The organism is Psychrobacter urativorans (assembly GCF_904846675.1).
Taxonomy (GTDB): domain Bacteria; phylum Pseudomonadota; class Gammaproteobacteria; order Pseudomonadales; family Moraxellaceae; genus Psychrobacter; species Psychrobacter urativorans_B.
On sequence record NZ_CAJHBT010000006.1, the window covers coordinates 86,636 to 113,066 of the forward strand.

At 44.7% G+C, this 26,431-nt stretch carries 21 protein-coding genes; 5 read left to right on the forward strand and 16 right to left on the reverse strand.

Annotated elements, in window-relative coordinates; translation table 11 throughout:
- Positions 1-23 precede the first annotated feature (23 nt).
- Complete coding sequence (locus JMY06_RS04810) at positions 24-527, reverse strand: protein disulfide oxidoreductase (RefSeq protein ID WP_227672173.1); 504 nt, start codon at positions 525-527, stop codon at positions 24-26.
- Positions 528-746: 219 nt separating this feature from the next.
- A complete protein-coding gene (locus JMY06_RS04815; protein ID WP_201616686.1) occupies positions 747-2,384 on the reverse strand; it encodes a carbon-nitrogen hydrolase family protein in 1,638 nt (545 codons plus the stop codon).
- 495 nt (positions 2,385-2,879) lie between these two features.
- On the opposite strand from JMY06_RS04815, the gene JMY06_RS04820 reads away from it, so the two are divergent.
- Positions 2,880-3,509 carry a BLUF domain-containing protein gene (locus JMY06_RS04820; RefSeq protein WP_201616688.1) on the forward strand — a complete coding sequence of 210 codons (630 nt, stop codon included), beginning with the start codon at positions 2,880-2,882 and terminating at the stop codon, positions 3,507-3,509.
- 149 nt (positions 3,510-3,658) lie between these two features.
- Here the strand turns inward: JMY06_RS04820 and JMY06_RS04825 are convergent, their stop codons facing one another.
- The gene (locus JMY06_RS04825) at positions 3,659-5,092 is read right to left on the reverse strand and encodes an FAD-binding oxidoreductase (RefSeq protein ID WP_201616690.1); all 1,434 of its coding nucleotides are present in this window, start codon (positions 5,090-5,092) and stop codon (positions 3,659-3,661) included.
- A 235-nt stretch (positions 5,093-5,327) separates the two neighbouring features.
- Between JMY06_RS04825 and serA the strand changes: the two genes are divergently transcribed.
- Positions 5,328-6,554, forward strand: coding sequence for a phosphoglycerate dehydrogenase (gene serA / locus JMY06_RS04830; protein ID WP_201616692.1), 1,227 nt, complete (start codon positions 5,328-5,330; stop codon positions 6,552-6,554).
- Positions 6,555-7,117: 563 nt separating this feature from the next.
- Positions 7,118-7,543, forward strand: coding sequence for a hydroxyisourate hydrolase (gene uraH, locus JMY06_RS04835; RefSeq protein ID WP_201527981.1), 426 nt, complete (start codon positions 7,118-7,120; stop codon positions 7,541-7,543).
- 124 nt (positions 7,544-7,667) lie between these two features.
- Here uraH and JMY06_RS04840 read toward each other — a convergent pair whose 3' ends face one another.
- The 4 genes from JMY06_RS04840 to metX form a co-directional block, all read right to left on the reverse strand.
- The gene (locus JMY06_RS04840) at positions 7,668-8,744 is read right to left on the reverse strand and encodes a rhodanese-related sulfurtransferase (protein ID WP_201527983.1); all 1,077 of its coding nucleotides are present in this window, start codon (positions 8,742-8,744) and stop codon (positions 7,668-7,670) included.
- A gap of 251 nt (positions 8,745-8,995) precedes the next feature.
- Positions 8,996-9,577, reverse strand: a complete 582-nt coding sequence (locus JMY06_RS04845) for a tetratricopeptide repeat protein (RefSeq protein ID WP_201527985.1) — start codon at positions 9,575-9,577, stop codon at positions 8,996-8,998.
- Positions 9,578-9,995: 418 nt separating this feature from the next.
- On the reverse strand, positions 9,996-10,613 hold the full coding sequence (gene metW, locus JMY06_RS04850; protein ID WP_201616694.1) for a methionine biosynthesis protein MetW: 618 nt from the start codon (positions 10,611-10,613) through the stop codon (positions 9,996-9,998).
- Complete coding sequence (gene metX, locus JMY06_RS04855) at positions 10,610-11,905, reverse strand: homoserine O-acetyltransferase MetX (protein ID WP_320157847.1); 1,296 nt, start codon at positions 11,903-11,905, stop codon at positions 10,610-10,612. The genes metW and metX overlap by 4 nt, the downstream gene beginning before the upstream one ends.
- A gap of 450 nt (positions 11,906-12,355) precedes the next feature.
- On the opposite strand from metX, the gene hemH reads away from it, so the two are divergent.
- Positions 12,356-13,375: a ferrochelatase gene (gene hemH / locus JMY06_RS04860; protein ID WP_201616696.1), complete on the forward strand. Its 1,020-nt coding sequence runs from the start codon at positions 12,356-12,358 to the stop codon at positions 13,373-13,375.
- A 150-nt stretch (positions 13,376-13,525) separates the two neighbouring features.
- Here hemH and JMY06_RS04865 read toward each other — a convergent pair whose 3' ends face one another.
- From JMY06_RS04865 to JMY06_RS04885, 5 genes are all read right to left on the reverse strand, one after another.
- Positions 13,526-13,843: a hypothetical protein gene (locus JMY06_RS04865; RefSeq protein ID WP_201616698.1), complete on the reverse strand. Its 318-nt coding sequence runs from the start codon at positions 13,841-13,843 to the stop codon at positions 13,526-13,528.
- Between the two features lie 436 nt (positions 13,844-14,279).
- A complete protein-coding gene (locus JMY06_RS04870) occupies positions 14,280-15,068 on the reverse strand; it encodes an SDR family NAD(P)-dependent oxidoreductase (protein WP_201616707.1) in 789 nt (262 codons plus the stop codon).
- A 226-nt stretch (positions 15,069-15,294) separates the two neighbouring features.
- Positions 15,295-15,906: a hypothetical protein gene (locus tag JMY06_RS04875; RefSeq protein WP_201616709.1), complete on the reverse strand. Its 612-nt coding sequence runs from the start codon at positions 15,904-15,906 to the stop codon at positions 15,295-15,297.
- A gap of 68 nt (positions 15,907-15,974) precedes the next feature.
- Positions 15,975-18,932: a DNA polymerase I gene (gene polA, locus JMY06_RS04880; protein ID WP_201616711.1), complete on the reverse strand. Its 2,958-nt coding sequence runs from the start codon at positions 18,930-18,932 to the stop codon at positions 15,975-15,977.
- 251 nt (positions 18,933-19,183) lie between these two features.
- Entirely contained in the window at positions 19,184-19,597 is a 414-nt protein-coding gene (locus tag JMY06_RS04885) for an Ohr family peroxiredoxin (protein WP_201616713.1), read from the reverse strand.
- Between the two features lie 256 nt (positions 19,598-19,853).
- Here JMY06_RS04885 and JMY06_RS04890 point away from each other — a divergent pair, with 256 nt between their 5' ends.
- Positions 19,854-20,774, forward strand: a complete 921-nt coding sequence (locus JMY06_RS04890; RefSeq protein ID WP_201616715.1) for a hypothetical protein — start codon at positions 19,854-19,856, stop codon at positions 20,772-20,774.
- Positions 20,775-21,127: 353 nt separating this feature from the next.
- Here JMY06_RS04890 and JMY06_RS11875 read toward each other — a convergent pair whose 3' ends face one another.
- The 4 genes from JMY06_RS11875 to JMY06_RS04905 form a co-directional block, all read right to left on the reverse strand.
- Positions 21,128-21,910 (reverse strand): rhodanese-like domain-containing protein, encoded by a 783-nt coding sequence (locus JMY06_RS11875; RefSeq protein WP_265087872.1) that lies wholly within the window; start codon positions 21,908-21,910, stop codon positions 21,128-21,130.
- A complete protein-coding gene (locus JMY06_RS11880; protein WP_265087873.1) occupies positions 21,876-22,478 on the reverse strand; it encodes an MBL fold metallo-hydrolase in 603 nt (200 codons plus the stop codon). Before JMY06_RS11880 ends, JMY06_RS11875 begins: the two co-directional genes overlap by 35 nt.
- A gap of 485 nt (positions 22,479-22,963) precedes the next feature.
- Positions 22,964-25,273, reverse strand: coding sequence for a cation-translocating P-type ATPase (locus tag JMY06_RS04900; RefSeq protein ID WP_320157845.1), 2,310 nt, complete (start codon positions 25,271-25,273; stop codon positions 22,964-22,966).
- 3 nt (positions 25,274-25,276) lie between these two features.
- On the reverse strand, positions 25,277-26,425 hold the full coding sequence (locus JMY06_RS04905; RefSeq protein WP_201616719.1) for a c-type cytochrome: 1,149 nt from the start codon (positions 26,423-26,425) through the stop codon (positions 25,277-25,279).
- Positions 26,426-26,431 lie beyond the last annotated feature (6 nt).

Sequence of the window (26,431 nt, forward strand, 5' to 3'; positions counted from 1 at the left end):
ATTACAACATATTGGTTCTAACACTACCATACTGAACTCAGCCACAATCTAAGTTTAAGTGACCATAACGGTTGAATACCCGTTAATCCTTGGGTCATCTCGCCGTCTTTTAAAATCACATACGATGGGGTGACTTGTCCTTGCCAATCAGCGAAAATTTCCCCCTCTTGATCATTGACTGTAGTGAAGTTATAGTTATGTTCGTTTAGATAGTTATGTAGCTCTTGATCGCTACCTGACTTTATAGCGATAGTGACCACTGGATAGCTTCCTGCGGCCGAAAGAGAGTTCACCGCTGGTGAGGTAGTGCGGCATATCGGACACCACGTTCCCCAAAAATATACCAGCGTTGGTTTATCTGCACTGAGGCTTGCCAAATCAACCATTTGCCCTTGGTAATCAGTCAGTTGCAACTGTGGATTGGCTGGCATGACCGGCTGACGCCACCAGTTAATCGCGGTATAAATAATGACAAACACTATGCCATATAACAGCACGGTCTTGAGCACTGATAGCAGCTTTTGCATTGGGCTTTTTTTTAATTCTAGCTTAGCACTGGTGTTGTCATTAGGATTGTCTATATTGGCTTTAGAATTACTATCAATAGTCATAGCATCTACTTTTTTAAGTGTATTGTCTTTGGTTAATCAGTTTTTAGATAAAAATAAACGGCTGAATCATCAGCCGTTTTATCAAAATAGTTACTATTAGAGTAGGAACTTCTTAGTAGAGAATCCACAATGCATTTAAGGTTTTTGGGCATGACCTTGTAGCGGATCTCCAGTGAGGACACTGCCAGTATTTTCTCGGCGTTCTTCATCAGTTAGCTTACTAGCGGAGACTTTCGCTTTTTTCTTCCATTTAAGACTGAATAAATCATCACGGCGATCAATTAGATTGTGTACTGACCCTTCGTTACGGACGTGGGTGAGCTTATCTAGATTGACGTCGGAGAAAAATACCATTTCAGTATTGGCAGTGGTTTCCGCCATAATAGCATCATGCGGAAAAGCAAAGTCTGATGGCGAAAAAACTGAGGACTGCGCGTATTGAATATCAAGGCTTTCAACTTGTGGCAAGTTACCGACTGAGCCGCACACCATAACATAGCATTCGTTTTCTATAGCACGCGCTTGGGCGCAGTGACGCACGCGCAAATAGGCATTTTTGGTATCCGTCCAAAAGGGTACAAACAAAATATCCATATCATCAAGTGCCAGCAGACGAGCCAGCTCTGGGAACTCAACATCGTAGCAGACTAAAATGCCAATTCGTCCAGAATCGGTATCGAACACTTGCACTTGATCGCCGCCTTCAATGACCCACGCGCTACGCTCATGCGGGGTGATATGAATTTTGCGTTGCTCCTCGACGGTACCGTCGCGACGGCATAAATAACTGACGTTATATAAGGTGTCGTTTTCATCTAACAGCGGCATAGAACCCACGATAACATTGACGTTATAGCTGACTGCTAAATGCGAGACTTCATTTTTAAACCACTCGGTATAACCGGCTAAGAAGCGAATAGCAATGTTTTGGTCCGTGGATTCGCATAGTCCCATTAAGGGCGCATTAAAGAACTCAGGTAGGCAAGCAAAATCTGAGTTGTAATCGGCCATGACATCAACAAAAAACTCGACTTGTTGCAGTAGCTCTTCAGGAGATTCGACCTCACGCATCTGCCACTGAATACCGCCAATCCGAACCTCAGACTTACGAGTATTGGGCTTATAATCTTGCGGCTCGTAATAAATATTTGCCCACTCAAGTAAGGTTGCAAAGCCTTTAGACTGTTTGTCATCAGGTAAATAAGCGGTCAAAATTCGCTTAACAATAAAACCATTGGATAGCTGAAAGGACAAGGCTGAATCATGAATTTCACGGGATTCAACAGCATCAATATATTCGCCTGGTGTTAAGTCTTTATGGTTATAATAATTAGGAATCCGGCCGCCAGCAAGAATAGCGCGGAAGTTCAACTGTCGGCACAGCTCTTTACGGGCGTCATAAAGACGGCGGCCAAGACGATAACCGCGATATTCAGGATCAATGAGGGCATCTAACCCATAAATGGCATCACCTTTGGGATTGTCTTTGATAATTTCCTTTAGCCCAATGAGATCATCATAAGTATGCGGATTAGAAAATCTAGCATAATCAACCCGCACCGAGAGTACCATACCAATCAATTGATCATGATCAAACAAAGCAATTTGCCCCTCTGGAAAAGCATCAATTAAGGTGTGAATGGTGTTTTTCGACCACGACCCACCCAAGTTGGCATAAACGCGATCCATTAATTCTTTTAATTGAGGATAGTCTTTCTTCTTAATTTCAGCAATTGTAAGATGAAAGTCATCGATTTTTTCTATTTTGCTCATAGTAATCCTGTATTAGCGGTGTGATGGCGCTAGATGGGCATCGCTGCTGTTGATTTCTTTAAGTTATCAGCTCTAATAAGTATAGAGAACCGTATTATAAACGCAAAAATCATCAGTGGGGTTATGGTCGGTAACAGCTGCTGCTAGACTTCAAGCTATTCCGTAATAAGCATCTAAGTTGTGGACTTAAAACGATATCAATAGTGTCACATTAAGGTTACAATATTTCAGCCATTACAATAGTTTGTCGCGTCTAGCGCCTAACTTCTCGCTTAGTTTATGCAGAAGATCTAAATCTTTGCTTATGGTTGTTATGATAACAAGCTTGGCGCGCAATAAAAGTGCAACGTAGTAACCGTTTGCTATGATTTTGTGAGCACTGGCAGTGCCATTTTATGATGGCGCCAATTTTATCGTGTTAACTTGAATATTTTATACTTATTCATTTAGGTTTTGCGCCGCTGAAAATGGCAGCTGATTAGGATTATTTTTTTTATGCCTTTAGGTCATATTGATACGGTAAGTACTTTAGAAGAACTAGACGATACGGCGCTGGTACAGCTGGTATATGTAAGTAGCCTCACTTTAAAGGGTCGGTTGAGTACGTCGATTTTTGCTGAGCTTGAAGGTCATGCCCGCGCTTATAATGAACAGCATAATATTACTGGCATTTTGTGCTATGGTAATGGCCATTTTTTACAATGTATTGAGGGTAACAAAGTACAAGTGTTAACGCTACAACAGCGGATATTCACCGATAAGCGGCATAAGAATTTAAATATTCTGTTAGTACAGGCTATTGATACCCGCAGCTTTTTTGATTGGCGTATGCGGTCGCTGTTTTTGGAGCGCTGGCTGTGGTCACCTGCGACCAAGCAACAAGCCACTCAGCTGTCACCGTTTTTACCGTTCGCGCCCCATGGGTGGTCATCTAAGCGAACTGAGCAGTTTTTACAGACTATTAAGACCTTTGATACGGCGCCGCATATCAAAGCGGCTGGCATTACCTATAATGCCTTGGGTAATATGGTCAGTCATATCGTCGCACCGCATCAGGCATTTTTAATGGTACAAGCCGTCTTAAGCGTGTTGATTGTCGTCGCTATAATATTACTGTTTTTATAATATAATATTTTATTTACCCTATAATTTCATTTACCTTATAAGAAGTGCAATAGAGAATGACGCTCAGTAGTGATACTGGCGTCATTTTTTCATTCAAAAAAGTGATTTAAGCAATTTTCTGACTCAATTTTGATAGGTAATGCCACTTATTACATATCAAAAATCTTGCCACGATTCATAATGTTATTAGGATCAAAGACTTGTTTGACATCCTTTAAATATTCAATTTCAATTGTACTGCGGCTATAGTGTAGATAAGGCTTTTTGGTCATGCCGACGCCATGTTCAGCAGATACTGAGCCACCATATTTTTGCACCGTTTCAAAAACGTATTGGTTGACCACCTGACATTCCGAAAAGAACTTATATTTACTCATGTTTTCAGGTTTAAGAATATTTAAATGCAAATTACCATCGCCGATATGACCGAACCAACAAACCTCAAAGTCGGGATAGTTACTGCTGACAATGTGGTCAATCTCGTCTATAAAATCAGGAACAAGGGTAATAAGCACTGAGACGTCATTTTTATAAGGGGTAAATACTGAGATGGTCTCAGATATATATTCGCGTAGTTTCCAGAGTTCTTCAGCTTGCGCGATGCTTTGACTCATGACCCCATCGACGACCCAACCTTGTTCCATACAGTGCTCAAAAATTGCCATCGCCTTATCCATAATGGGCTCATAAGGCGCTTCAAATTCTAACAAAGTATAAAACTTAGTACGCGATTCAAACGGCTCTTGCACTAGTCCATGCGCCATCAACTTATCAATCGCTACGCTGTCAAAGAATTCAAAAGCGGTCAGGTCAATTTTTGCTTGAAAGGCTGAGAGTATATTCATAATGTCAGTAAATTTATCCATACCTAGCACCATGACCGTTAAGTCCTGCGGTAGGCGCTCAAGTTTAATCTGCGCATGAGTGACCAAACCTAAAGTTCCCTCACTGCCAATAAATAATTGACGTAAATCATAACCAGTGGCGTTTTTGACCATCCCGCGATTGAGTTGCAATATATCGCCTTTACCGGTGACTACGGTCAGCCCCATAATCCATTGGCGGGTCATACCATAACGAATGACTTTGATACCACCCGCATTGGTGCCGATATTACCACCCATTTGACTAGAGCCTGCGGAAGCAAAGTCGACAGGGTAATATAGGTCTTTGGACTCAGCGAACAGTTGCAGCTGCTGGGTGACCACGCCAGCCTCGATTTCTACCAACCGATCAGCCGGATAAAAAGTACCGATATGGTTCATTTTATCCATACTAACAACAATCTCGCCATTGGCTGCCACTGCACCCGCTGATAATCCTGTACGGCCGCCACTTGGCGTCAACACCACATTGTGCTCATTCGCCAGTAGCACAATCACTTGAACTTGCTCGGTTGATTTTGGGAAGACAATAGCGGCAGGCGCAGGCGCGAAATGCTTGGTCCAATCTTTGCCCCAGTGCTCTAAGCTTTCGCCATCCGTCTTGATTTGAGAGCTATCAAATTGATGTACGTCGATAAGGGTGCTTAAGATTGCTTGGACGGCGACACTGTAATCATTTGCCATAGTAGATTCAGTCATGATGGTCTCAGATAGTAAACGTAACGTGATAAAGTAGTTTACCGTTAATATTATCCTACTGCTAGCCCATCTCTGATGGAACGGTAAAGCTCAGCTGGCTATCATGGTATAAAATAGTAACTATTTATTTAAGGGTATCCTCTAACAACCGCGCTTGATATTGTGTAAGATAAAAGGATTATTCCGTTTTATTCATCGCAGACTATTTATCAAATAGTTATAGGAAAGGTCTCACATGGCGCTATCATTACAAAAAGACAAAATCCGGTTTTTATTGCTTGAAGGTCTGCATGAGAATGCCCTAAAAGTTTTAGAAAATGCGGGCTATCAAAACATCGAGAATCTGAGCCACGCGCTAGATGAAGATGAGTTGATTGAGAAGATCAAAGACGCTCACTTTATCGGAATTCGTTCACGCACTCAGTTGACTCGCGCTGTGCTTGAGCACGCGCACAAGCTGATTGGCATTGGTTGCTTTTGTATTGGTACCAATCAAGTCGACCTTGAAGCAGCTCGTGAGTTAGGTATTCCGGTTTTTAATGCCCCGTTTTCAAATACGCGTTCAGTAGCAGAATTGGTATTGGCAGAAGCCATTATGCTGTATCGCGGTATTCCTGAAAAAAATGCCACTGTCCATCGCGGCGGCTGGGGCAAGTCGGCCAAGAATTCGCATGAAGTGCGCGGTAAAACCATCGGTATCGTCGGTTACGGCTCTATCGGCTCACAGCTATCAGTGTTAGCAGAAAGCTTCGGAATGAAAGTCATCTATCATGATGTGGTCACTAAACTACCATTGGGTAATGCGCACCAAGTTAGCAGCCTAAAGGAGCTATTGGGACAAGCTGATATCGTGACTTTGCATGTGCCTGATGAACCTAGCACCCGTTATATGATGAAAGCGGCGCAGTTTGCACAGATGAAAGAGGGCAGCTACTTCATCAATGCGGCACGTGGTACTTGTGTTGAGATTGATGATTTAGCCGCTGCGCTTGAATCGGGTAGAGTGTTGGGCGCTGCCGTTGACGTATTCCCAAAAGAGCCGAAGTCTGCTGATGAAGAGTTTGAATCTCCATTACGTAAGTTTGATAACGTCATCTTAACGCCGCACATTGGTGGTTCAACCCAAGAAGCACAGGCTAATATCGGGTTAGAAGTGGCAGAAAAATTCGTTCGTTATTCTGACCAAGGCGATACGGTGACGGCGGTGAATTTCCCCGAAGTTTCTATTCCCTTCAAAGAAGGCACCCATCGTCTCTTGCACATTCACCATAACGTTCCTGGTGTTCTGTCACAGATTAACCGACTGTTTGCTGAGTCCCATATCAATATTTTGGCACAAAGCTTGATGACTGAAGGCAGTGTTGGTTATTTAATGATGGATGTCGATTATCATGACTCAGATGCGGCGCTTGTCCAGCTCAAAGATGTGAAAGAAACTATTCGTATTCGCACCTTATATTAATACTGATATAGCTAAGATTCAGACACAGAGTTCTAATGAGCTGTGTTTTTCAAAAGGCTATTAACAGAAGCTGATACTATAATTCCGATGTCAATTATAAATAGTGTTTGGTTTGAACGAAGCAAGCCTATCTTATAAGTCGTAGCAGACAATTTATAAGATTGTCTGCTATTTTTTTGTCGTTTGAGTAAGCTTAATGTTGCTGTCACTACATTCCATATACATTTAGGTATACAGGTTAACATCACCTTCATTGTAAAGTGCACTTGATAAGTTATACTACATAGATAAGTTCGTTATCAAATCAGTTATTGATGTTAATAGTTCTTATTGATTCTGATGTACAACCTAATTTATGTTTATTGACTCGACCATTATTACTGCTAATAATAATTAAGAGACTGTCTATTAAAAAGGTATGGCCATTAGAAAGATATTGGTTTTATCAATGACGGGTTTATAATATATGAATCATTTAACGGTAAAAACTGTATAGAATATATACATATAACTCTTGTATTAATAACCAAATCTAACAAATCAACTAAATTAAGGGACGCTTTATGAAAATGAACATAATGAAAGCAGCCGCACTTGGTGGCGTATTGGCCATGACTGCAACTGCTGGTTACGCTGCTGACCAAAGCGCTTATCAATTATCAAGCCATATCTTAGATATCAGTACCGGTAAACCTGCGGCAAACGTTGATGTACGTTTGATGAAGCAAGTTAATGGTAGCTGGAAACTTCTTGATACTCAAAAAACGGGTAATGATGGTCGTATTGGTGAATTTTTGCCAAACCAAGGTAATATTGACAACGACGGTACTTACAAGCTTATCTTTGAAACCTCTCCATACTTTTCTACTCAAGGTGTAGAAACATTCTACCCGTACGTAGAAGTGAACTTCAAAGTTGAAGGCGATAAGCACTATCATGTGCCAATCACTTTATCAGCATATGGCTATAGCACTTACCGTGGTAGCTAAGTCTTAGTAAAAAAGCCTAGTTTTTGAATTTTAGAATAAAAAAAGAGATACTCCATTGAGCATCTATTTTTTTATGGCAGATAGTTTTACAGTCAAAATATATTTATAAGAAGCAATTAAAAACTTAACCTGATTTGGCTTTATTAGCCGCATCAGCTCGGCGGCGTGCTTCAATCTTAGCGGCTTTACGCTTCTCAATTACGTCAATGACTTCGCTACCGATATGCACTTCACCGCGCTTTTTGGCGAGCTGCATTTGGTACTCACGCTCACGGAAACGTGCTTTTTGCTCGTCCGTTGCCTTGTCAATACAATGCGGGCAAGACTCGCCTTTGATATAAGCGCTGCTCTTCATATCAGCTGCTGTGATGGGCATACGGCAAGCAAAGCACTGCTCATACTCGCCTTTTTCTAAGTTGTGATTGACCGATACGCGGTTGTCAAAAACGAAGCAATCGCCTTCCCACATGGATTCATCGCTAGGCACTTCTTCTAGATATTTTAAGATACCACCTTCTAGATGATAAACCTCATCAAAGCCTTGCTCACGCATAAAGGCGGTTGATTTTTCACAGCGAATGCCACCGGTACAGAACATCGCTACTTTTTTGTGCTTGCTCGGGTCCAGCTCTTTTGCCACGTAGTCTGGGAACTCGCGGAAGGTTTCGGTATTGGGATTGACTGCATTTTTAAAGGTGCCGATTTGTACTTCGTAATCGTTACGGGTATCGATTAGGATAACGTCAGGGTCTGAGATAAGGGCATTCCAGTCGCTAGGTTTGACATAGCGTCCAACCGACTGTAACGGGTCAATATTCTCCACGCCCATCGTGACGATTTCTTTTTTAAGCTTGACCTTAGTGCGATAAAATGGCTGCTCATTAGTATAAGATTCTTTAAATACAAAGCTACCAATCGCTTCAATAGTACGCAAATAATTAAGGACCTTATCAATACCGTGGCGCGTGCCAGAAATGGTGCCATTAATGCCTTCAGCCGCGATTAATAACGTGCCTTTAACTTCATTGTCTAGCATGGTATTCAACATTAGCTCACGATACTGCTCAAAGTCGGCAAAGCGCGTGAACTTATAAAGGGCAGCCACCACGATATTATTGGTGACGTTATCGTATTCGCTGGCGTGGCTCGGTGTTTTTGAGGCTTTAGGCGTATTTGCTGTATTGTGTTGGGTGCTACTCATAACGTTCTCCTGCTGGCTAAGTCGTAAACCTAGTGCAATCGTTTATTAAAAATGTGTTTTTTAAAAGGTTTCTTTATTTAAAGAAGGATTCATAACATTGGCGTAATTGTGGAATTGACAAAATGCTGGCGCAGTGTAGCAAATTTTGGGTCTTTTTTGGGTGTTTTCTATACTCAGTGACATAGATATATCAAACAATAAAAACCCAGCAATCGGCTGGGTTTTTATTAGCATAAGACTGAAGCTATCACTTATTTATTTTGAAACCAGCGATCCGCTTGGCTACGAGCCCTGACGATATCTGAGTTTGATAAGTTAAGCGCCAATTGACCGATTTTGCCACGTGCTTTGCTACGTACTTTGTCATCTAACATGCCATCACGAGCAGCTAAGTCATACCATTTATAAGCATCGACTAGATTTTTTTGTTTTTCATCTAACAAGGCAAGAGTATAACTGGCACGATTGTCACCGCGCATTGCTGCTTTTTCTAACCAGCCGCGTGCTTGCTGCAAGTTGGGCTGCACGCCTTCACCGCGTAGATACATGATAGCGAGATTGAGCTGGGCGGGGGCAACGCCTTGCTCTGCTGCGCGGGTATACCATTGGACAGCTTGCTGTGTATTCTGAGCCAGACCTTGACCTTTTTGTAAGCGTTTGGCTAAGTAGAACTGCGCATGATCGCTACCTTGATTGGCACGAGCAGTCAGCTCACTAACAGGCATCAGCTCAAAGCGTGAGGTATCTAGTGGCACATTCGCCACCAAGTCAGCATTGGCCAGACCAGCACAAGAGAATAAGGCGGTAAACAATGCGGCTTTTAACAATTTCATGGCAGCTCCAAAAGCAGGCGGTAGATAGGCAGGGTTTTATGCGATGTGATTAAGATAACAACTAATGGAGTTAATCATCATGTTGTCACATCTGTCTACGAGTAATGTATTTAGTGTTAAAAGAGGTGTTTACTCTTAAAATAGTGAGGCTGTTTGCGTGATGGGCTGCTATATTATTTATTACTATTAGTAACAAAATTAGGTCAAAAGCCATTATACAAATTCATGCCAACACCATAGATAAACGGTAGCAAAGGCACTATCGTTAACATTATTTTTCTAGCTTACCACTCAAACTTACGAAACTCAAATACTAATTACGCGGCTTAACAGCAATTTACGACTTATAGTCTGTAACAAAATCAGATAGTTACTGAGCGGTAAGAAAACCAGTACAAGAGGTTAAAGATTGGCAAGCTTATATAGAGGAGCTCATGGTTACACGATAGATGGCAACATCTGCTAATAGATTGGGCGCTTGCCGAATTAAGGTGGTCATCAGTGCTGAATGACCTTTATCAGAGTCGCTAACGGCAAAGCGATTAATAATATGAATATCATTCTGCGCGCACAGTTCTTCAAAGTCCTTAAAGGTACACAGATGAATATTAGGGGTGTTGTACCACTCATAGGGCAGCGCCTCTGAAACGGGCATCATGCCTTTTAGCCCCAGATGCAGGCGGTTTTGCCAATGGGCAAAGTTGGGGAAGGTGATCACCGCCTCACGGCCTACTCTTAGCATGTCGAGCAGTAACGTATCGGGTGATTTGACCGCTTGCAAGGCCCGCGCCATCACTACCGTATCGAAGCTATTGTCCGCAAAGCGTCCGAGACCATCATTGAGATCTTGCTCGATAATGGATAAGCCGTTGCCAATGGCCTCATTAATCTTATCGCTGTCAATTTCTAGTCCATAACCACTGACGCCCAGCTTCTGTTGCAAATGAGCGAGGAGCTCGCCATTACCACAGCCCAAATCGAGCACGTGTGACTGCGGGGCGATCCAGCGTTCAGCCAACTGATGATCCATTCTCACAAGCGTTCTCCTTTTGCAGTGCAGCTATTAGTCATAAATGGCGCGGTTAAAAAGCCTTTAACAGCACCCATATAGCGCGGAATATCGAATAAAAATGAATCGTGACCGTGCGGTGCATCGACATTGATATAGCTGACTGGTTTGCCCGCTGCCATAAGGGCATCGACGATTTCTTCTGAGCGCTCGGGTGCAAACCGCCAATCGGTGGTAAATGATACGATTAAATATTGGCACTGGGTATGCGCAAAGGTTGCTTTGAGCTCGTTATGAGCATTATCATTATCTGAATCTTTATCGAAATTATCATTCGTAGCTACAGCGTCATCACAGTTATTAGCAGAACGTTCATGATCAGATCTCTTGTCTGATGTAGGTTCTAAAGTGCAATCACGAGTAGGGTCAAAGTAATCTAAGGCTTTGGTCATCAGCAGATAGGTATTGGCATCGAAGTTTTCGCTAAAGCGTTCTCCTTGATAGCGCAAGTAACTTTCGACCTGAAACTCAACGTCATAGCCGTACATAAATTTGCCGGACTTAAGATCGCGACCAAATTTAGCCTTCATCGCATCGTCAGTGAGATAGGTGATATGGCCAACCATGCGTGCCAATATTAAGCCGCGACGTGGATAAGTGCCCGCTTGTAGGTAGCGTCCGTCTTTAAAGTCAGGGTCCGATAGAATTGACTGCCGCGCCACTTCATTAAAGGCAATATTTTGCGCTGATAGTTTAGGCGCGCTGGCGATAACCACACAGCGTTTGAGCCGGTTTGGATAATTAACCGACCATTGTAGCGCTTGCATGCCGCCCATTGAGCCGCCAACAATCGCATGCCAAACCTCAATGCCTAAGCGGTCTGAGAGCATCACTTGGGTCTTTACCCAGTCTTTAATCGTGACGAGTGGAAAGTCAGGGCCATAGGCGCGTGGCGTGGCATTGTCGTCTTCAGTACGATTTGGGTTAATGGTCGTAGGGCCTGTAGAGCCAAAACAGCTGCCAATATTATTGACGCAAACCACAAAGAAACGATTGGTATCAATGGATTTATTGGGGCCAATCATATTGTCCCACCAGCCTAATTTCTTATCATCCGCATGATGACTGCCTGCTGCATGATGACTGCCGGATAAGGCATGACATATCAATATGGCGTTTGATTTGTCATCATTCAGAGTGCCATAAGTCTCTACCACCAAATCAAATGAGGGAAGGGTGCGATTACACTCTAAGGTCAAGGGTTCAGCAAAGTGAAACGTTTGGGGCGTGACTATTCCGACTGAGCCCACTGAGCCCACTGAGCCAATTTGATGGGCAGGTAAATCAGGGTGGGATGGGTCACTGGTAATATCAGGACGTGCTCTCAAAGCTACCTCGCAAGACGACAGTCATCAATAAAATAAAAGCAGTACGGCAAAATGCCGATACGCTATGCCTGCCTATTGTATGGCGATGCGCGTATGAGCACAACCTCCATACCCGCTGTTTATTTTTGCGCTTATATTAATAACCCATTAGCCGCTTTTGCACTGCGTATATAGACGATAAAATGCTACACTAATACTAGCCTACCAGCGGTTGTGTCGATATAGTTCAACCACTATCATTAACATGAATCGTTGAGCTTAAATTAAGCACTGTTAATGATGGCTTAATAACGGTCAATAGTGGTTTAATACTGCTAGAAACACAATGCCCAAAATTCTTTACCCCATACCTTCCAATAACTACTTATAAAATGTGCCATTATGAAACCTGAACTGCCCCCACGTATTGCCGTCTTATTGATTAACCTTGGTACACCTGACGAACCTACTGCCCCTGCGGTACGGCGTTATTTACGTCAGTTTTTATCAGATCAACGGGTGATTGAGATTCCTAAACTTTTATGGGCGATTATCCTTAATTTATTTGTATTGCCCAGTCGTCCTAAGCGTGTGGCAAAGGCTTATGCCAGTATTTGGGATGGCGACTCGCCAATGCGTAATATTCTAAATGAACAAGTAGCGATGCTAGAGCCGCGATTGGCTGAACGTGCTGAGCCGTTTCGAGTGTCTGTCCATTCTGCGATGAGCTATGGCAATCCAGGTTTGTCTGATGTCATGGATAAGCTGCGTGGCGAGGGCGTCGACCACTTTGTAATGTTGCCCGTATTTCCACAGTATTCAGCAACTTCAACGGGCGCGGTCTATGATGCGATTACCAAATGGACGCTCAAGCAGCGTAATTTGCCTAACATCACCATAGTGAAAGATTACTTCGCACATCCACTTTATATTAAAGCACTCGCGGACAGCATTCGCCGCTTTCAAGCGGTTCACGGCAAACCTGAAAAGTTAATGTTTAGTTTTCATGGTATTCCGCAGCCGTATATGGATAAAGGCGATCCGTATCCTAGGCGTTGTAAATGTACTGCCGCACAAGTGGCGCAGGAGCTAGGACTGCATGAGGATGAATGGATTATTAGCTTCCAGTCACGCTTCGGTAAGCAAGAGTGGGTCAAGCCTTATACCGACGTGATATTAGATGAGTGGGCTAAGTCTGGCGTGAGCTCAGTACAGATTCTCAGCCCCGCATTCTCAGCGGATTGTTTAGAGACGCTAGAAGAATTGGCGATTGAAAACCGTGAGAACTTCATTAATGCTGGCGGGAAAGAGTATCATTATATTCCCGCACTCAATGCTGATGAAGCTCATATTGATTTGTTAGAAGCCATGAGCGCGCCATTGGTACAAGGTTGGGCGGGCACGCTTGATGGTTGGGCGTAGGCAGGCGAGTTGTATCTCTCATACCGATAAAAACACCGAACATAATGTTCGGTGTTTTTTTGTCTTTTAAGCGATAAAACAGTTTAAATATAACTATTTAAGCCATGCTGAATGCCAGTTTCTAGCCATTGATTTTAAGTCGCCATTTAGCTACAAATCTTCGATGTCGCTGTGTTCAGTCGCATCTTTATCCGCGACATCAACGATAGTAGGATAATCGCTGTCATCTAAATTGTCTTGGACTAATAGGTTTTCAGCACTTGCTTCATCGATATTTTGGCGATGCATTGGGGTCAGACCTTGAGTGGCATCAGTACCTACTTCTGAGTTGCTAAATCCTGCGCTATTGTCAATCACATCATCATTGTCGATGGTGTGTAGCATAGGATTGTCCAAATCGACTTGTTGGTTATTGTCGCCATCAATACGATCCATCTCTTCAGGGAGTGGGGTTTTTGAATTGTCCATGATGTATTCCTTAGTTTTTATTAGGTTCTGAATGATTAAAAAAGTCGTAGTTGAGGCTATTAGAATAAATCTGCACCAACCTATATGTGCTAACCAGAAAAGATGTGCTAACCGAAAAAGTTAATACAATTTTAAGTTATTTGTTCAGAGTATGATTATTTGTTCAGAGCCTAACTATTAGAAAGTCTGTTTATTGATTTTTTTCATCATCATTGATACTACTAGTAGTTAGAGGCCACAGATAGTAGTAAGGTGTCACATGATGTTCAAAAAATGTAAGATTGATAACCGCATTCAAGATTAAGATAAGAAAAACGGCCACCAGTATAGGGCAGCCGTAGTTAGGGTGTTGTATTAGACAGTATTACTCTTCATTTATACTGTTTGTTTCTGCTACTTTTTTTTCATTATTTACTTTCGCTCACAGTGTCAGAACTTACTTCGTTCCCACTCTGCTATTAACCCAGCGCAAAATTGGATCAGGCGAAACTTGTGAGAGCTTTTGTAATACTTTGGCTGGCATACCGATAGGGTAATGGGTACGTGATAGCTTACGATTAGGGCTACAGCTCAGTTTGCATAATTTTTTAGCGACATCATCAACCGTCAGATTGATACCTAAACGATTGATACTGGTGACATTTATATCTTTGGTCATGTCGGACTTGACCCAAAGTGGCATCACGTCGATAACCTTGATACCCAGCTCAGCGTACTCAATATTTAGCCCTTCTGTTAAGCCGCGTACAAAGAACTTACTGGCAGCATAAGGAGCTACTTCAGACTGACCATAAATGGCAGAGGCTGACGATAAATTGATGATTTTACCATTTTTGGCCTCCGATAAATAAGGGGCTAGCTTATGACAGCCAATGAGTACGCCTTTACAGTTGATATCAATCAAGGATAGTTGCTTATCTAAATCAGTCGTTGGTAGCGTGCCACTGACCAAGATACCAGCGTTATTAATCAGTACATCAATGCCGCCAAATCTATCAACCATATGCTCAATAGCAGTATCCCATGTCTCAGGCTCAGTCACATCGAGATGACCTTGGACGATACGCTTATCCTTTAGCGCTTTTTTAAAGACTTTGTCCTTAAGCGCACGCTCAAGCTCGTCGGTATCAATATCAAAAATACCCACGCTATGACCTTTTGCCAGCAGTCGCTTGGCAGTTGCTAGACCGATACCGCGTGACGCGCCCGTGATTAATATATTCATAATGTCTCACTTGATAGTTATCAATAATGATTGAATTGAGGTGCAACGCCAGATGGTAGCATTCAGCTACGCCTTTATTTAGCACCGTGGTCTTTTATTTTTTAGTATAGCAAACTATGAGTAAAAGACTATTAATAAGAGAGATGAGTTAGCTCCTCCTGTTATCCATTTGTATCTGCTTACCTGATTGAGGCAGGGCGCGGGGCAATAGTTACAGTTTGCAGTGTCACTTGTTATCAGTTGATACCCCAAAACCTAGCTTACTCGGTGCTTGTGCTTCAAAATATGCTAATTTAAATGTCCACAAATAAATAAAAGCAATAGCATAAATTATATCCTCGCTTAGCTCCTCAACCATCTGACCAAAGGTTTCAGGGAATACAATAGCGTGCTCCCCCATATATTGTAGTGTCGCCAACATGGCTACGACAAGGTATAGCCATACGGGAGTACGTTTTAGAACTGCCCAGAAATAACGCCATGAATAGATCAAAAAGCCGAGAGCAATGATATAAATGCCCAAAAGCACCATGTCTTCCCACCAATCATAAGATTGGCTCAGAAGCATAAAGTCACTTGGAACTAATATGTCAGACAAGTAGCTCAACTCACGACGAATAACCGTAAAAAATATCAAGACTGCGACTAACCAAAAATAACGACCTTGCTTGACGCGACTCTGTATCGAATACTGCGCGCAAAGTAGCAAGCACACCATTAAGAGGATATTACCGATAATTTCAATAATGCCATATTCAGTAAAAATGGTAATCTCTCCGTATATAAAAATGAGTATAAAATAATTATAAGAAACAAAAAAGTGAGCACGGTGGCTCACTCTAAACCATAAGTTATCCTAGGGAAAAGAATAACTTAACATCGGTTTGTTTCTTTTAGTTCTAAAGGCTAATGAGCCTCGTCCCAATTGCTACCAATATCAGTCTCAACTAATAATGGTACGGCAAAATCAACGTTCCAACCTGTTTCCGCTGCCGTGACTGATAATACCTCTTGCATGGCATTGGTAATCAGCTGGCTAATCTGGTCAGCATGGTCACTATCGACTTCGAACACCAATTCATCATGAACTTGTAGTAGCATTTTCGCTTGGGCTTTTGGTAACACCTTATCGACGGCAATCATCGCCAGTTTAATAATATCTGCCGCTGAGCCTTGTAGCGGGGCGTTAATGGCAGCGCGTTCAGCACCTTGTTTGACCATGCGATTGCTATGATTAATATCAGGGGTATAAAGCTTACGGCCTAAAATGGTCTCGACATAGCCTTTATCATGGGCGCTGGCACGAGTATTTATCATATATTCTTTAACGCTGGGGTAGCGATTAAAGTACATATCGATATACTCTTGCGCCTCGCCGCGGCTCATCTGTAATTGCTTGGCAAGTCCAAAGGCGCTCATACCATATAGCAGACCAAAGTTAATGGCTTTGGCATTACGGCGTTCGGTGGCGCTGACATCCTCGACACTTTTCCCCAATACTTCAGCGGCGGTAGCGGTATGAATATCAAGACCGTCATTAAAGGCGCGAGTCAGGTTCTCATCACCAGAAAAATGTGCCATCAGTCGCAATTCAATTTGCGAGTAATCCGCAGCTAAAATAACGCGCCCTTCTGGCGCGATAAAGGCTTGGCGAATTAGGCGACCGGTCGTTGTACGAATAGGGATGTTTTGCAAATTAGGATCTGTTGATGACAGTCTGCCGGTACTGGTCAATGCTTGATGATAACTGGTATGCACACGGTCAGTCTTAGAATCGGCAACATTATCAAGCGCATCGGTATAGGTATTTTTAAGCTTCGCTAAACCACGATATTCTAAAACGATATCGACTAGTGGATGGTCAATCTTGGACAATACCGCTTCGCCGGTTGAGTACTGACCAGACTTGGTCTTTTTACCACCTATGACGCCTAGCTTATCGAATAGCATTTCACCGAGCTGCTTAGGAGAACCCAAATTAAATGCTTCGCCTGCCACTTTATAAGCACGTTCTTCTAGCGCTATAATTTCTTCATCAAAGCGTTTGGATAATTCATTTAAAAATGGACGCTTAATCAAAATACCTTCAGCTTCCATTTGACACAATATCTCAGCCGTTGGAATCTCTAACTCATGTAGCAATTTTTGATTATTTTCATCATCGTCAAGTTTTTTGCTAAAAATATCGAACAGCTGATAAGTAATATCGGCGTCTTCACAAGCGTAATCACTAGCAATATCAATAGCGACTTGATCAAAGCTGACTTGTTTAGCGCCTTTATCGGCGACATCTTCAAAGCTGATGGTTTGGGTCTGCAAATAATGCCGTGCTAAGTCATCCATGCCATGACGAGTAATAGCAGCATTAATCACATAGCTGGCAAGCATGGTATCCATTGCCCAGTTGTTAGGCTTATCATGAATGCTGCCTACTAAGTCAATATCATAACGGCTTAAGATATGGGCATCATATTTAAGATGTTGACCGATTTTGCCTATATTTGTATTTTCTAATATGGGTTTTAGACGTGCTAATACGGTATCACGATCAAGTTGTTTAGACGTTAGCTCATCGCCTTCCAAGTTATGAGTCAAGGGAACATAATAAGCTTCGTGTGCCTGCGTAGCAAAAGACAATCCAACCAATTCAGCTTGACGCCAATACACACTGGTAGTCTCAGTATCGATAACAAAGTGCGGAGCGTTCTCTAACTGCGCAACTAAGCTGTCAAAGGCGGGCATATCCAAGATGGTATGCCAGGCTTTATCATGATTTTTACTGTTTTTGATATTATCAATTTTGGTTGATTGCAGCGACTTAGCGATTTGCGCTTGTGATTCGGTGTCTGCTTGAGTGGCAGCAACGCCTTGTGAGCCTTGGCCATTAGCCGGATGATTGGGGTGATCGAGGGATGCTAGCTCATTTTTAAATTCAAGCTCGCTGTATATATTGCGTAGCTCATCAATATGAGCACAAGGGTCAGTATTGATTTTTAGCTCGTTCCAATCGTGAGCAATATCCAAATCGGTAACGATAGTCGCAAGCTGTGCATTGAGTGGAATTTCATCGGCATGTTCGATTAGACTCTTTGCACCGCGGCCTTTAATGGTCGCGAGGTTTTGCAACATATTATCGATCGTGCCATATTCATTAAGTAAATCTTTGGCAGTCTTTTTACCAATACCGGGCACGCCTTTGATACCGTCAGAGGAATCGCCCATTAAGGTTAGGAAATCAATCATCTGATTGGGGTTGATACCAAATTTATCGACCACCCCTTGGCTGTCTGTCACTTTCCCTGTGAAGCTATCTTCTAAAATCACGCAGTCATTGACCAGTTGTGCCATATCTTTATCACCGGTTGAGATGACGACATGATGACCCTTTTCAACAGCGCGGTGAGCAAGCGTACCAATGATATCATCGGCTTCTGCGCCTTCGATACGCAGTAGCGGAATACCCAAGGCCGTCACTAAGCGATGCAGATAAGGAATTTGCTGGGACAGCTCGATATCCATCGGTGGGCGCGCCGCTTTATAATCTGTAGACAAATGATGGCGAAAAGTGGGCGATTTGGTATCAAAACAGACCGCCATATGGGTCGGATGATAGCGACGCATGACTTTTAGCAGTGCGTTTAACGTGCCACGAATGGCATTGGTATGTTGACCTTGTGTGGTTATCATCGGCGGTAAGGCATGATAAGTACGAAACAGATAATAAGAGCCATCGACTAAGATAAATGGTGGCTTGTCTTTGTCCACATGGCTGGTATCCATGGTCGCCACATTAGGCATAGTATCAAAGCTGGGCAGGGTATCTGGGTCAAGGGCTAGATGGGAGTTGTGGTCATTCTCGGTCATAAAAGTCACTTATTATTAGGTATCAGATAAATTAAGTATCAGATAAAAAGATGCCCCCATTATAACGATAAAACTGCTGATTGCCGAACTTCTCAATGCTTATGAGGGTTATCGCTGAAATGTCGCCAATAAAATCAAGTTATAAGTGCCGCCCATAAAAAAACCCAGCGTGTGCTGGATTCTTTTAAATAGCTTTTAGCGAGAGTGCGCTTAGCGTTTTTATCTATTTGCGCGCTTACTTCTAATTCTAATTATTTTACTTCTGAAGTCACTTCGCTATCGATATTATCGTGGGTGGCTTTAGAATACGGGCACACTTTATTAGCCTTTTCGACCAGCTTTTGGAACTCATCTGCTGATAGTTCGGTATTTTCAGCGCTAACGTGAATTTTGACCGCTAATTGAAAATCGAGGCCTTCACCTTTAAATAATTCTACCGATACTTCAGTTGTGGAGTCAAACTTTGCTTTTTCTGCTTGTTTGACCGCAGCTAGCGCCCCATCAAAGCAGGCCGCATAGCCCATTGCAAACAGTTGTTCTGGATTATTGCCTTCTTCACCAGAGCCGGGCGCTACCATGTTGATAGTCAGATCGCTGTCTTTAAGGCTGGCATTACCTGTACGACCGCCAGTAACCGTTGCTGTAGTAGAATATAGTGTTTTCATAACATGTCCTTTTCTATGAATTTTTTATAATCAATTTTAATAACTAAATTTTAAATAGCTCATTAAGCATAGCAAATCATGCGCTTAGCTCTATATAGCCGTAGTAAATGTATGATATGGATTTGTAAGTAAGACTTACAGTTGGCAAAGGGTAGTACAAGCTCGATATATAAGTTATAGCAACACTGGTGTAATATACATAAAACGCTCTGTAAATATAAATAGCAGAATACCTTGTTAATAAGGATACGTCTTAATGAAAAAAATAAACAAGCAGATACTTGTGCCTATCAGTCTCTCCTTACTAACGATCACGCTCGCTGGCTGTAATGATGATGATAATGCTATTTTTGGTTCAGGTAGTAGTAATGAGTTCACAGTCAGTAGTTTTGATAAAGGTATTGATCGTCAAACCAATAGGGAAGCGGTAGTACGTATCGATAGCAGATACCGCACAGGCGAGCGTGATGTTAAATCGACCAATATTGTAGGTAATTATAATAATCAAAATATCGATGATTTAGAGACATCTGTGGTTCTGGCAAACCAGTTTGACGGTACATTAGAAGATAAAAATATTGAAGTGAATAGCCGCACCGTTAAACGTCCTGTCTATGAGAAAAATAACAACAAGCAGTTTAATTATGAGACCACTTATAGAACAATTTCCTTATCAGGTGTTGATGCGCGCGACTATACTGCTAGCAACAACTTTGGTAGCAGTCGCGGCATTTTTACTGATTTGAATAATTACCCCAAAATCCCTACCAATCTTAGCTTCCCAGCTGGTTCAGTGTGCTACATTCCAGTAACCACCAGCGACCGCTCATTTTTCATCTTTAGTACTAAAGACAAAACAGGCTACCAGACGCTTGGTAAGTGGACTGAGAACGCAGAAAAACGGTTTAGTGATAACCGTCAATCTAGTACCACCACGCTCAATATTGGCTCAGGTAATAAATATAAAGCAGTACAGGTGAAGTTCTTTGCGGTCGATAATGATCCAGAATATTTGTCTAATGGTATAGATTACGATGGCAGTATTTATAATGCTGATTTCATTGATAGCACCCAGTCTCGACCTAATGAGGACAGTCTTCGCGGCGTCGTCGATTGCACCTTGGTGAATGATGTGGCGGCTGATTTTTTGGAAATAGAGATTAAACGCTATTATTAAAAATATTAAAAAACATCAAAAAATCCTTTTAATGTCGGTTCTTTTAGACTCATGCCAGTTATCAACTACCTAGAAGATAAAAACTCTGAGATAATCGTTGAGAAAGTAGAGCTTAATGAGTTCACAACGTATGATTGGGCAGATGTTCGTTCTTACCTTAGAATGTCAAGGCATTCTCTCTTTCTGCCCAGTGTTTCTCTGAACGAAATACGTTTTATTGTTAGGTTCCCTTCCACTGCATTACCGTCGCCACTCGGGTGCCCACTGAATAGAAAGTAAGATCAGATTCGGCTCCGAACACCTAACCGTCCGAAACGAAGCATTGGTCTTAGAAACGAACCATGTCCACGGGATCATTCATGCGCTGCTTTCCATGCACTCATTCCTCCAATATAAATGTCGAGCTTATCGAAGCCTCGGCTTGCCAGCCATCCTGCCGCTATCGTGGCCCGTTCGCCACTGGCGTATAGTGGCGTATAGTGGCGATTGCTGTCGAGTTCGTGCCAACGTTCATTGAGATGGCCGACATAGATGTGCTGGGACGCTTCGATCGCAGTGGTAGCCCGTTCGTCAGCGTCGCGGACGTCGAGTAGTGTCCAGCCTTTAGTGTCATTAAGGCGATTTTCAACCTCAGTTGTGCCAATCATCGGGGTTTGCTGCATTTCCTCCCCCTGCTTGGCAGCGGAGACTACGCCGACATAGCCACCCAAGACATTGTCGAGGGCGATTCGTACCAGATGTTCCATGGCAGTGGCAAGCTGTTCCTTATCGGATGCGATCAGCGCCAAGCTTTTTCCTTCACGGAAGAACCATCCAGCAAAAGCGGAGATCATGTCCACGGGTAGGCTCATCGCCCCAGGCAGATGACTGGAAGCATAAGCCATCGGCTCACGAATATCGACTAGATGATCAGCGTTGCAGTTATTAAGTTGCTGGAGCGAAAGGCTGCGCGGCCGGGTGACAGCTGGAGGCGCCTCGCCGCCCTCCATATTGAGTCGCTCCATCAGCCGAAAATAGGGCGGCTGGTAATGATTCTCGCTCACCTTGAGGCGGATGAATGCGTCGCGGTCCGCAATTTGCAAACGCGGGTTGTTCAATCTCTCATGGTCGACGGTGGAAAATTCGCGCTCTGCCATGCTCGATCCGCAGGACTGATCCAGCACCGTGTGCGGGGTAGACAATAGCCTGATCGCCTAGCGCCAGGATCTTTCGTAGCGAGTCGTAGGGCAGACCTGCAACCTCCTCGCGTCGGTCGGGGTAGAAGTCAGTGCGTCCGACATCCCCTATGAACAACGCATCGCCGGTGAATACGCCGACAGCTTTGTCTGGATAGGCTGTGTCGAACACGGCATAAGCAAGGTGATCGTCGGTGTGGCCGGGCGTTTCCAGTACGCGGATTTCAAGCTGGCCGATGGCGAAGCAATCGCCGTCGCGCACCGTCTGGGCATAGACAATGGGCCTTTCTGGGTTCGGCCCGTGTAGCACAACTGCGCCAGTAATTTTCGCTAGGATCGGCGCACCGGAAACTAAGTCTTCATTGCGATGAGTTTCGAAAATGTGGGTGATTTCTAACCCTTCTGCACGCGCTTTATCCACGTAAATCGCGCAGTCGCGACGTGGATCAATCACCGCAGCCTGACCGCCTGATCCCACTAGATAAGATAAGTGCGAAAGTCCCGGTGTTTTAATTTTTTCCAACAGCATAACCGTCTCCTTAAACGAACATTCTCGGCCTTTTCGGTAAAAAGGTTATTATGATAAATGCTAGCTGATCATATTTGGAATATCAAATAAGTTTCTTCTATACAATATTGAGCCTATAGACAGTGTCAATAAAGCATTTGTAAAATAAAGGGGAATAGTGTCTTGACCGTAAATTCGCGCCTCAGAATGCATTCTATCTACTGCTATTTCCTTCCAAATTTCAATGATAAGTTATTCATTATGAGGGCAGAGTCTACACCTTTGTCACTCAACATTAATAATATTGCTTCTTTGCAGTCAAGGTGAAAGGGCAATCCTCAAGCAGTAATGAATCCTACCTTGTAGGTTCTGCTAGATTCAAGCGGTGCATCCTCGCATGCCGCCTAATTTTGGGAACTCAGGGCTTTAAGCCGTCCATATCAATTCTAGGTGTGGTGCGAGATAACCGTGTAGATCACTCATTTACAGGAGAGTAAGGTTAGCTTTCATACGTCGACTTCCTTGATATAGATTTCGTTAGTAGCCGAATTTGTACGCGATTTTGGTAGTGTTTCGCCAGTAGTTCCGGCTTTGGCCTCGGCATTCTGTTCAGCAGAGGCTTTACTCTTGACGACACCTGCACGCAGGCGTCCAGCGTTTGCAATGACCATCAACGAACTAGCTGCCATCGCGGCCGCTGCTGCGAGCGGCGGTACCGTGCCGCCAACTGCAAGACCGAGCGCTAAGACATTATAGGTTACAGAGAACACAAGGTTTTGGCGCAGTATGCGGCGAGATTTTTGAGAAATTGCTATCGCTTCACCCACCGCGGTCATACCACCTTTTGCGATAACCACATCAGCTAGGGCTATCGTCGCTGGTGATGCATCAGTAGCCGCTATACCTACATCAGCGCGCACAATGGCAAGTGTGTCGTTAACGCCATCCCCGACGAAAGCAGTCGGGCCTGGTCCTGCCTCGACGAGTGTTGCCTTATCCTCAGGTGTGCAGGCAGCGCGAATCTCATTTTGTTTTAGTCCGGCTATGGCCCCAACATGCGCACAAGGAGCGGGCGCATCACCGCTTGCCATTCCGAGTATAAGACCGGAGGCTCTGAGTTGTGAAATCGTTGACGCTGCGTCGGGACGTAGCGTATCCCCAAGAAGAAATGTAGCCGCCCACTCGCCATCGGTCGCCATATAAACGGCAGTCAAACCTGTCTCGTGCTCTTCTTCAGGTAGGGTGATGCCATTACGAAAAAGAAAGCCGCGACTTCCGACCATCACCTCTGTGGCATCAACGGTGGCTTTGACCCCATCGTCAAACCGCTCAGACTTTGTTGCAGTTAATAGTTTTTGATCTTGCGCTGCTCGTCGTAGCGCCTGAGCTACCGGATGTATAACCTCGTTTTCAGCTGCTGCTACAAACGCTAATAAGCGTGCGCGATCGAGCCCTGAGCGCAGTTGCAGCTCTCGGAGTACTGGCCGACCTTCGGTCAGCGTGCCTGTTTTATCAAAAAGTACACGCCGCACCGCACCGAGGCTTTCCGATGCTGCATGTGTCCGGAAATGGATACCTGATGCCGCTGCCGCTCCGGTTGCAGCCAAATGCGAGACGGGTGCAGCAATAGCTACTGCACAAGGGCAGGCGATAATTAACACAGACAATGCTCGAAGGCTTGCTTCTTCTCCCGATAAACCCATGGTAAGCCCCACAAGCAGTGTGAGGGTAGCAAGCGTAATTGCGAGCGGTACAATAACCCGTGCCAGTCTATCTGCCAACCGGTGAATTTCTGGACGTGCGTGCAGTGCGTTCGCAATGTCGACACCCATAATATCGATCCGCCGTACGCCCACCTCTGCGGTAACGGAAACTTCAATCATGCGTGAAAGGTTGACGAAACCGGCTTCGACTGTGCCACCTTTGATGATAGCGCGCGGCGCAGATTCACCCGTCATAATACTGGTATCAAAGCTACTGTCGCTGGCAACCAGTTGACCGTCGAGTGGTACACGTTCACCAGCTGCAACCCGAACGCGATCGCCCGCGCGAATCTCCGAGGCCAAAACCTCGTGCACGTTTCCATCATCGCCGACACGGCGTGCTGTTTCGGGCAATGCTGTACGTAAGGCAGCAATAGCACGGCTGGACTGCCGCAGTGTCGCCATCTCCACCAGACGTGCCAATGTCAAAAGCACAACCAGCATTACTGCTGTATCAAACCACACCTCCGATCGACCTACAGAAAGCGACCAGACTGATGCGATCACGGCTCCTGTGACTCCCAGACCGACGAGGCTATCCATTCCTGGTACGCCTACACGTGCCGTCCGCCAGCCAGCCAGCAGAATAGGTGCACCGGCCCAGACCACGACTGGCAGCGCCATCGCTCCGGCGGCCATGGCAAGCGCACGTCCCGTTGCACCGGCGGCTATGTTATCAGGGTTCAGGTAGAGTAAAATGGACAGCACCATAGTCCACATGCCGAAGACAATTGCCACTACCAGTCGAGTGGCGACCCGACGCATTTCTGCGACGATTCTATCTTCCATTCCGTCGCCCGTGTCAGGCGGCGTCAAGCGGTAGCCCATAGCTGAAACCTTGCGCGCCACTGCACTAAGGTCGGTACCCTTGTCCCATGAAAGCGCAACGGATGCACCGGCAAAGGAAACCTCGGCGCTCGTCACACCTGGGACTTTGGTCATTGCACGGCTCACTGCGGCTGCACAACTTGGGCACCATAACCCATCGATGCCGATTATACCCCGATCTAGACCGTCCAGTGTGGCAGGATCGAATGCTGGCATAGTATCCATTGACTATTGCTCCGGTACAACGATGCCCGTGGCAGATGGGGCATTAGCGTGGTCAGCATTCACACCTTTACCAATGATCCGGCCGCCGACTTCACGACCATAATAGCCCTTATGATCGTGGAATTGCTCAGCCGATTCTGCGACGCTCATTTCTCCTGGTTGACGTGGGTCGGGCGGACGTTCGTGGCTGTTGACGTAAGCTGCAACGTCCCACGCCTCTTGCGCGCTCAGCGAGTAGGGCTTGCCCAATGGCATATTGGCATGAATAAATCCTGCAGCTGTATTTACCCGGTGCATCCCAGCTCCCCAGTTATAGGAGTCCGGGCCCCATAGCGGCGGAAACGCGTAGCGGCCGTTCATGTCCTGCCGTCCTTCGCCTTCGTCACCGTGGCAAACCGCGCATTGCGTCTCGAATACCTTTTTACCCCGTGCCGGATCGTAACCAGCCTCAGGTTCGTCCGGTACTGGGAAACCGGAGCCTGGCAAGTCGACCCGATTCGGCGCACCAGTTGCTAGCCAGTGAAAGTAGCTTTCCAAATCTTTGTAAATTTGATGTCCTGACGGCGGCGGGCCACCAGCCGGTCCTGCAGGGGCATTCATGGAATAAGTAAAGCAGCCGTTTACCCGATCCTCCATAGTATTAATCATCTCGTTCTTGCCGCGATAGGTCGGGTACATACCAGCCGCTGCCCACATAGGCGCGGAGTTCGCCTCCCTTCCCGCGTTGAGGTGACAGTTCGCGCAAGCAAGCGAGTTCCCCACGAACTCTGTGGCGTTCGCTCCTGGGTTAAGGAAAATCTCGCGGCCACGCCTGATTGATTCGCCAAATTCATCGTCCGGAATCTCATTATCGGCGGGCGGTAAAAAAAAGCCGTCTGAATCCGTCGGAATGTTCAGTTTTGCAACACTTTCATCCTGCTCACCCAATTCATCGCTTGTTTTGAGAAATGTTTCGCGTGCTTCCTGCGACTGTTCACCGGCTTGCTGCGCGTCGCCTACTTCTTCGGCGGTACCGAGAAACCACGCTGCTGCATCTATTCGATAGAGATAAGCGCCTCCAAGCACAAGGATCAAAGCGCCAAGCCCCGCGTAAAGCCAGCGTTGGACGGCGTTACCGCTCCGCGTTTCCTTTTCATACTGTTTTTCAGACATTTTCGA

What these genes read in the sequence shown, in the direction of transcription:
- JMY06_RS04810 (WP_227672173.1), bottom strand. Translation starts at nt 527, where the DNA reads ATGCAAAAGCTGCTATCAGTGCTCAAGACCGTGCTGTTATATGGCATA.
- JMY06_RS04815 (WP_201616686.1), bottom strand. Translation starts at nt 2,384, where the DNA reads ATGAGCAAAATAGAAAAAATCGATGACTTTCATCTTACAATTGCTGAA.
- JMY06_RS04820 (WP_201616688.1), top strand. Translation starts at nt 2,880, where the DNA reads ATGCCTTTAGGTCATATTGATACGGTAAGTACTTTAGAAGAACTAGAC.
- JMY06_RS04825 (WP_201616690.1), bottom strand. Translation starts at nt 5,092, where the DNA reads ATGACTGAATCTACTATGGCAAATGATTACAGTGTCGCCGTCCAAGCA.
- serA (WP_201616692.1), top strand. Translation starts at nt 5,328, where the DNA reads ATGGCGCTATCATTACAAAAAGACAAAATCCGGTTTTTATTGCTTGAA.
- uraH (WP_201527981.1), top strand. Translation starts at nt 7,118, where the DNA reads ATGAAAATGAACATAATGAAAGCAGCCGCACTTGGTGGCGTATTGGCC.
- JMY06_RS04840 (WP_201527983.1), bottom strand. Translation starts at nt 8,744, where the DNA reads ATGAGTAGCACCCAACACAATACAGCAAATACGCCTAAAGCCTCAAAA.
- JMY06_RS04845 (WP_201527985.1), bottom strand. Translation starts at nt 9,577, where the DNA reads ATGAAATTGTTAAAAGCCGCATTGTTTACCGCCTTATTCTCTTGTGCT.
- hemH (WP_201616696.1), top strand. Translation starts at nt 12,356, where the DNA reads ATGAAACCTGAACTGCCCCCACGTATTGCCGTCTTATTGATTAACCTT.
- JMY06_RS04865 (WP_201616698.1), bottom strand. Translation starts at nt 13,843, where the DNA reads ATGGACAATTCAAAAACCCCACTCCCTGAAGAGATGGATCGTATTGAT.
- JMY06_RS04870 (WP_201616707.1), bottom strand. Translation starts at nt 15,068, where the DNA reads ATGAATATATTAATCACGGGCGCGTCACGCGGTATCGGTCTAGCAACT.
- polA (WP_201616711.1), bottom strand. Translation starts at nt 18,932, where the DNA reads ATGACCGAGAATGACCACAACTCCCATCTAGCCCTTGACCCAGATACC.
- JMY06_RS04885 (WP_201616713.1), bottom strand. Translation starts at nt 19,597, where the DNA reads ATGAAAACACTATATTCTACTACAGCAACGGTTACTGGCGGTCGTACA.
- JMY06_RS04890 (WP_201616715.1), top strand. Translation starts at nt 19,854, where the DNA reads ATGAAAAAAATAAACAAGCAGATACTTGTGCCTATCAGTCTCTCCTTA.
- JMY06_RS11875 (WP_265087872.1), bottom strand. Translation starts at nt 21,910, where the DNA reads ATGGCAGAGCGCGAATTTTCCACCGTCGACCATGAGAGATTGAACAAC.
- JMY06_RS11880 (WP_265087873.1), bottom strand. Translation starts at nt 22,478, where the DNA reads ATGCTGTTGGAAAAAATTAAAACACCGGGACTTTCGCACTTATCTTAT.
- JMY06_RS04900 (WP_320157845.1), bottom strand. Translation starts at nt 25,273, where the DNA reads ATGGATACTATGCCAGCATTCGATCCTGCCACACTGGACGGTCTAGAT.
- JMY06_RS04905 (WP_201616719.1), bottom strand. Translation starts at nt 26,425, where the DNA reads ATGTCTGAAAAACAGTATGAAAAGGAAACGCGGAGCGGTAACGCCGTC.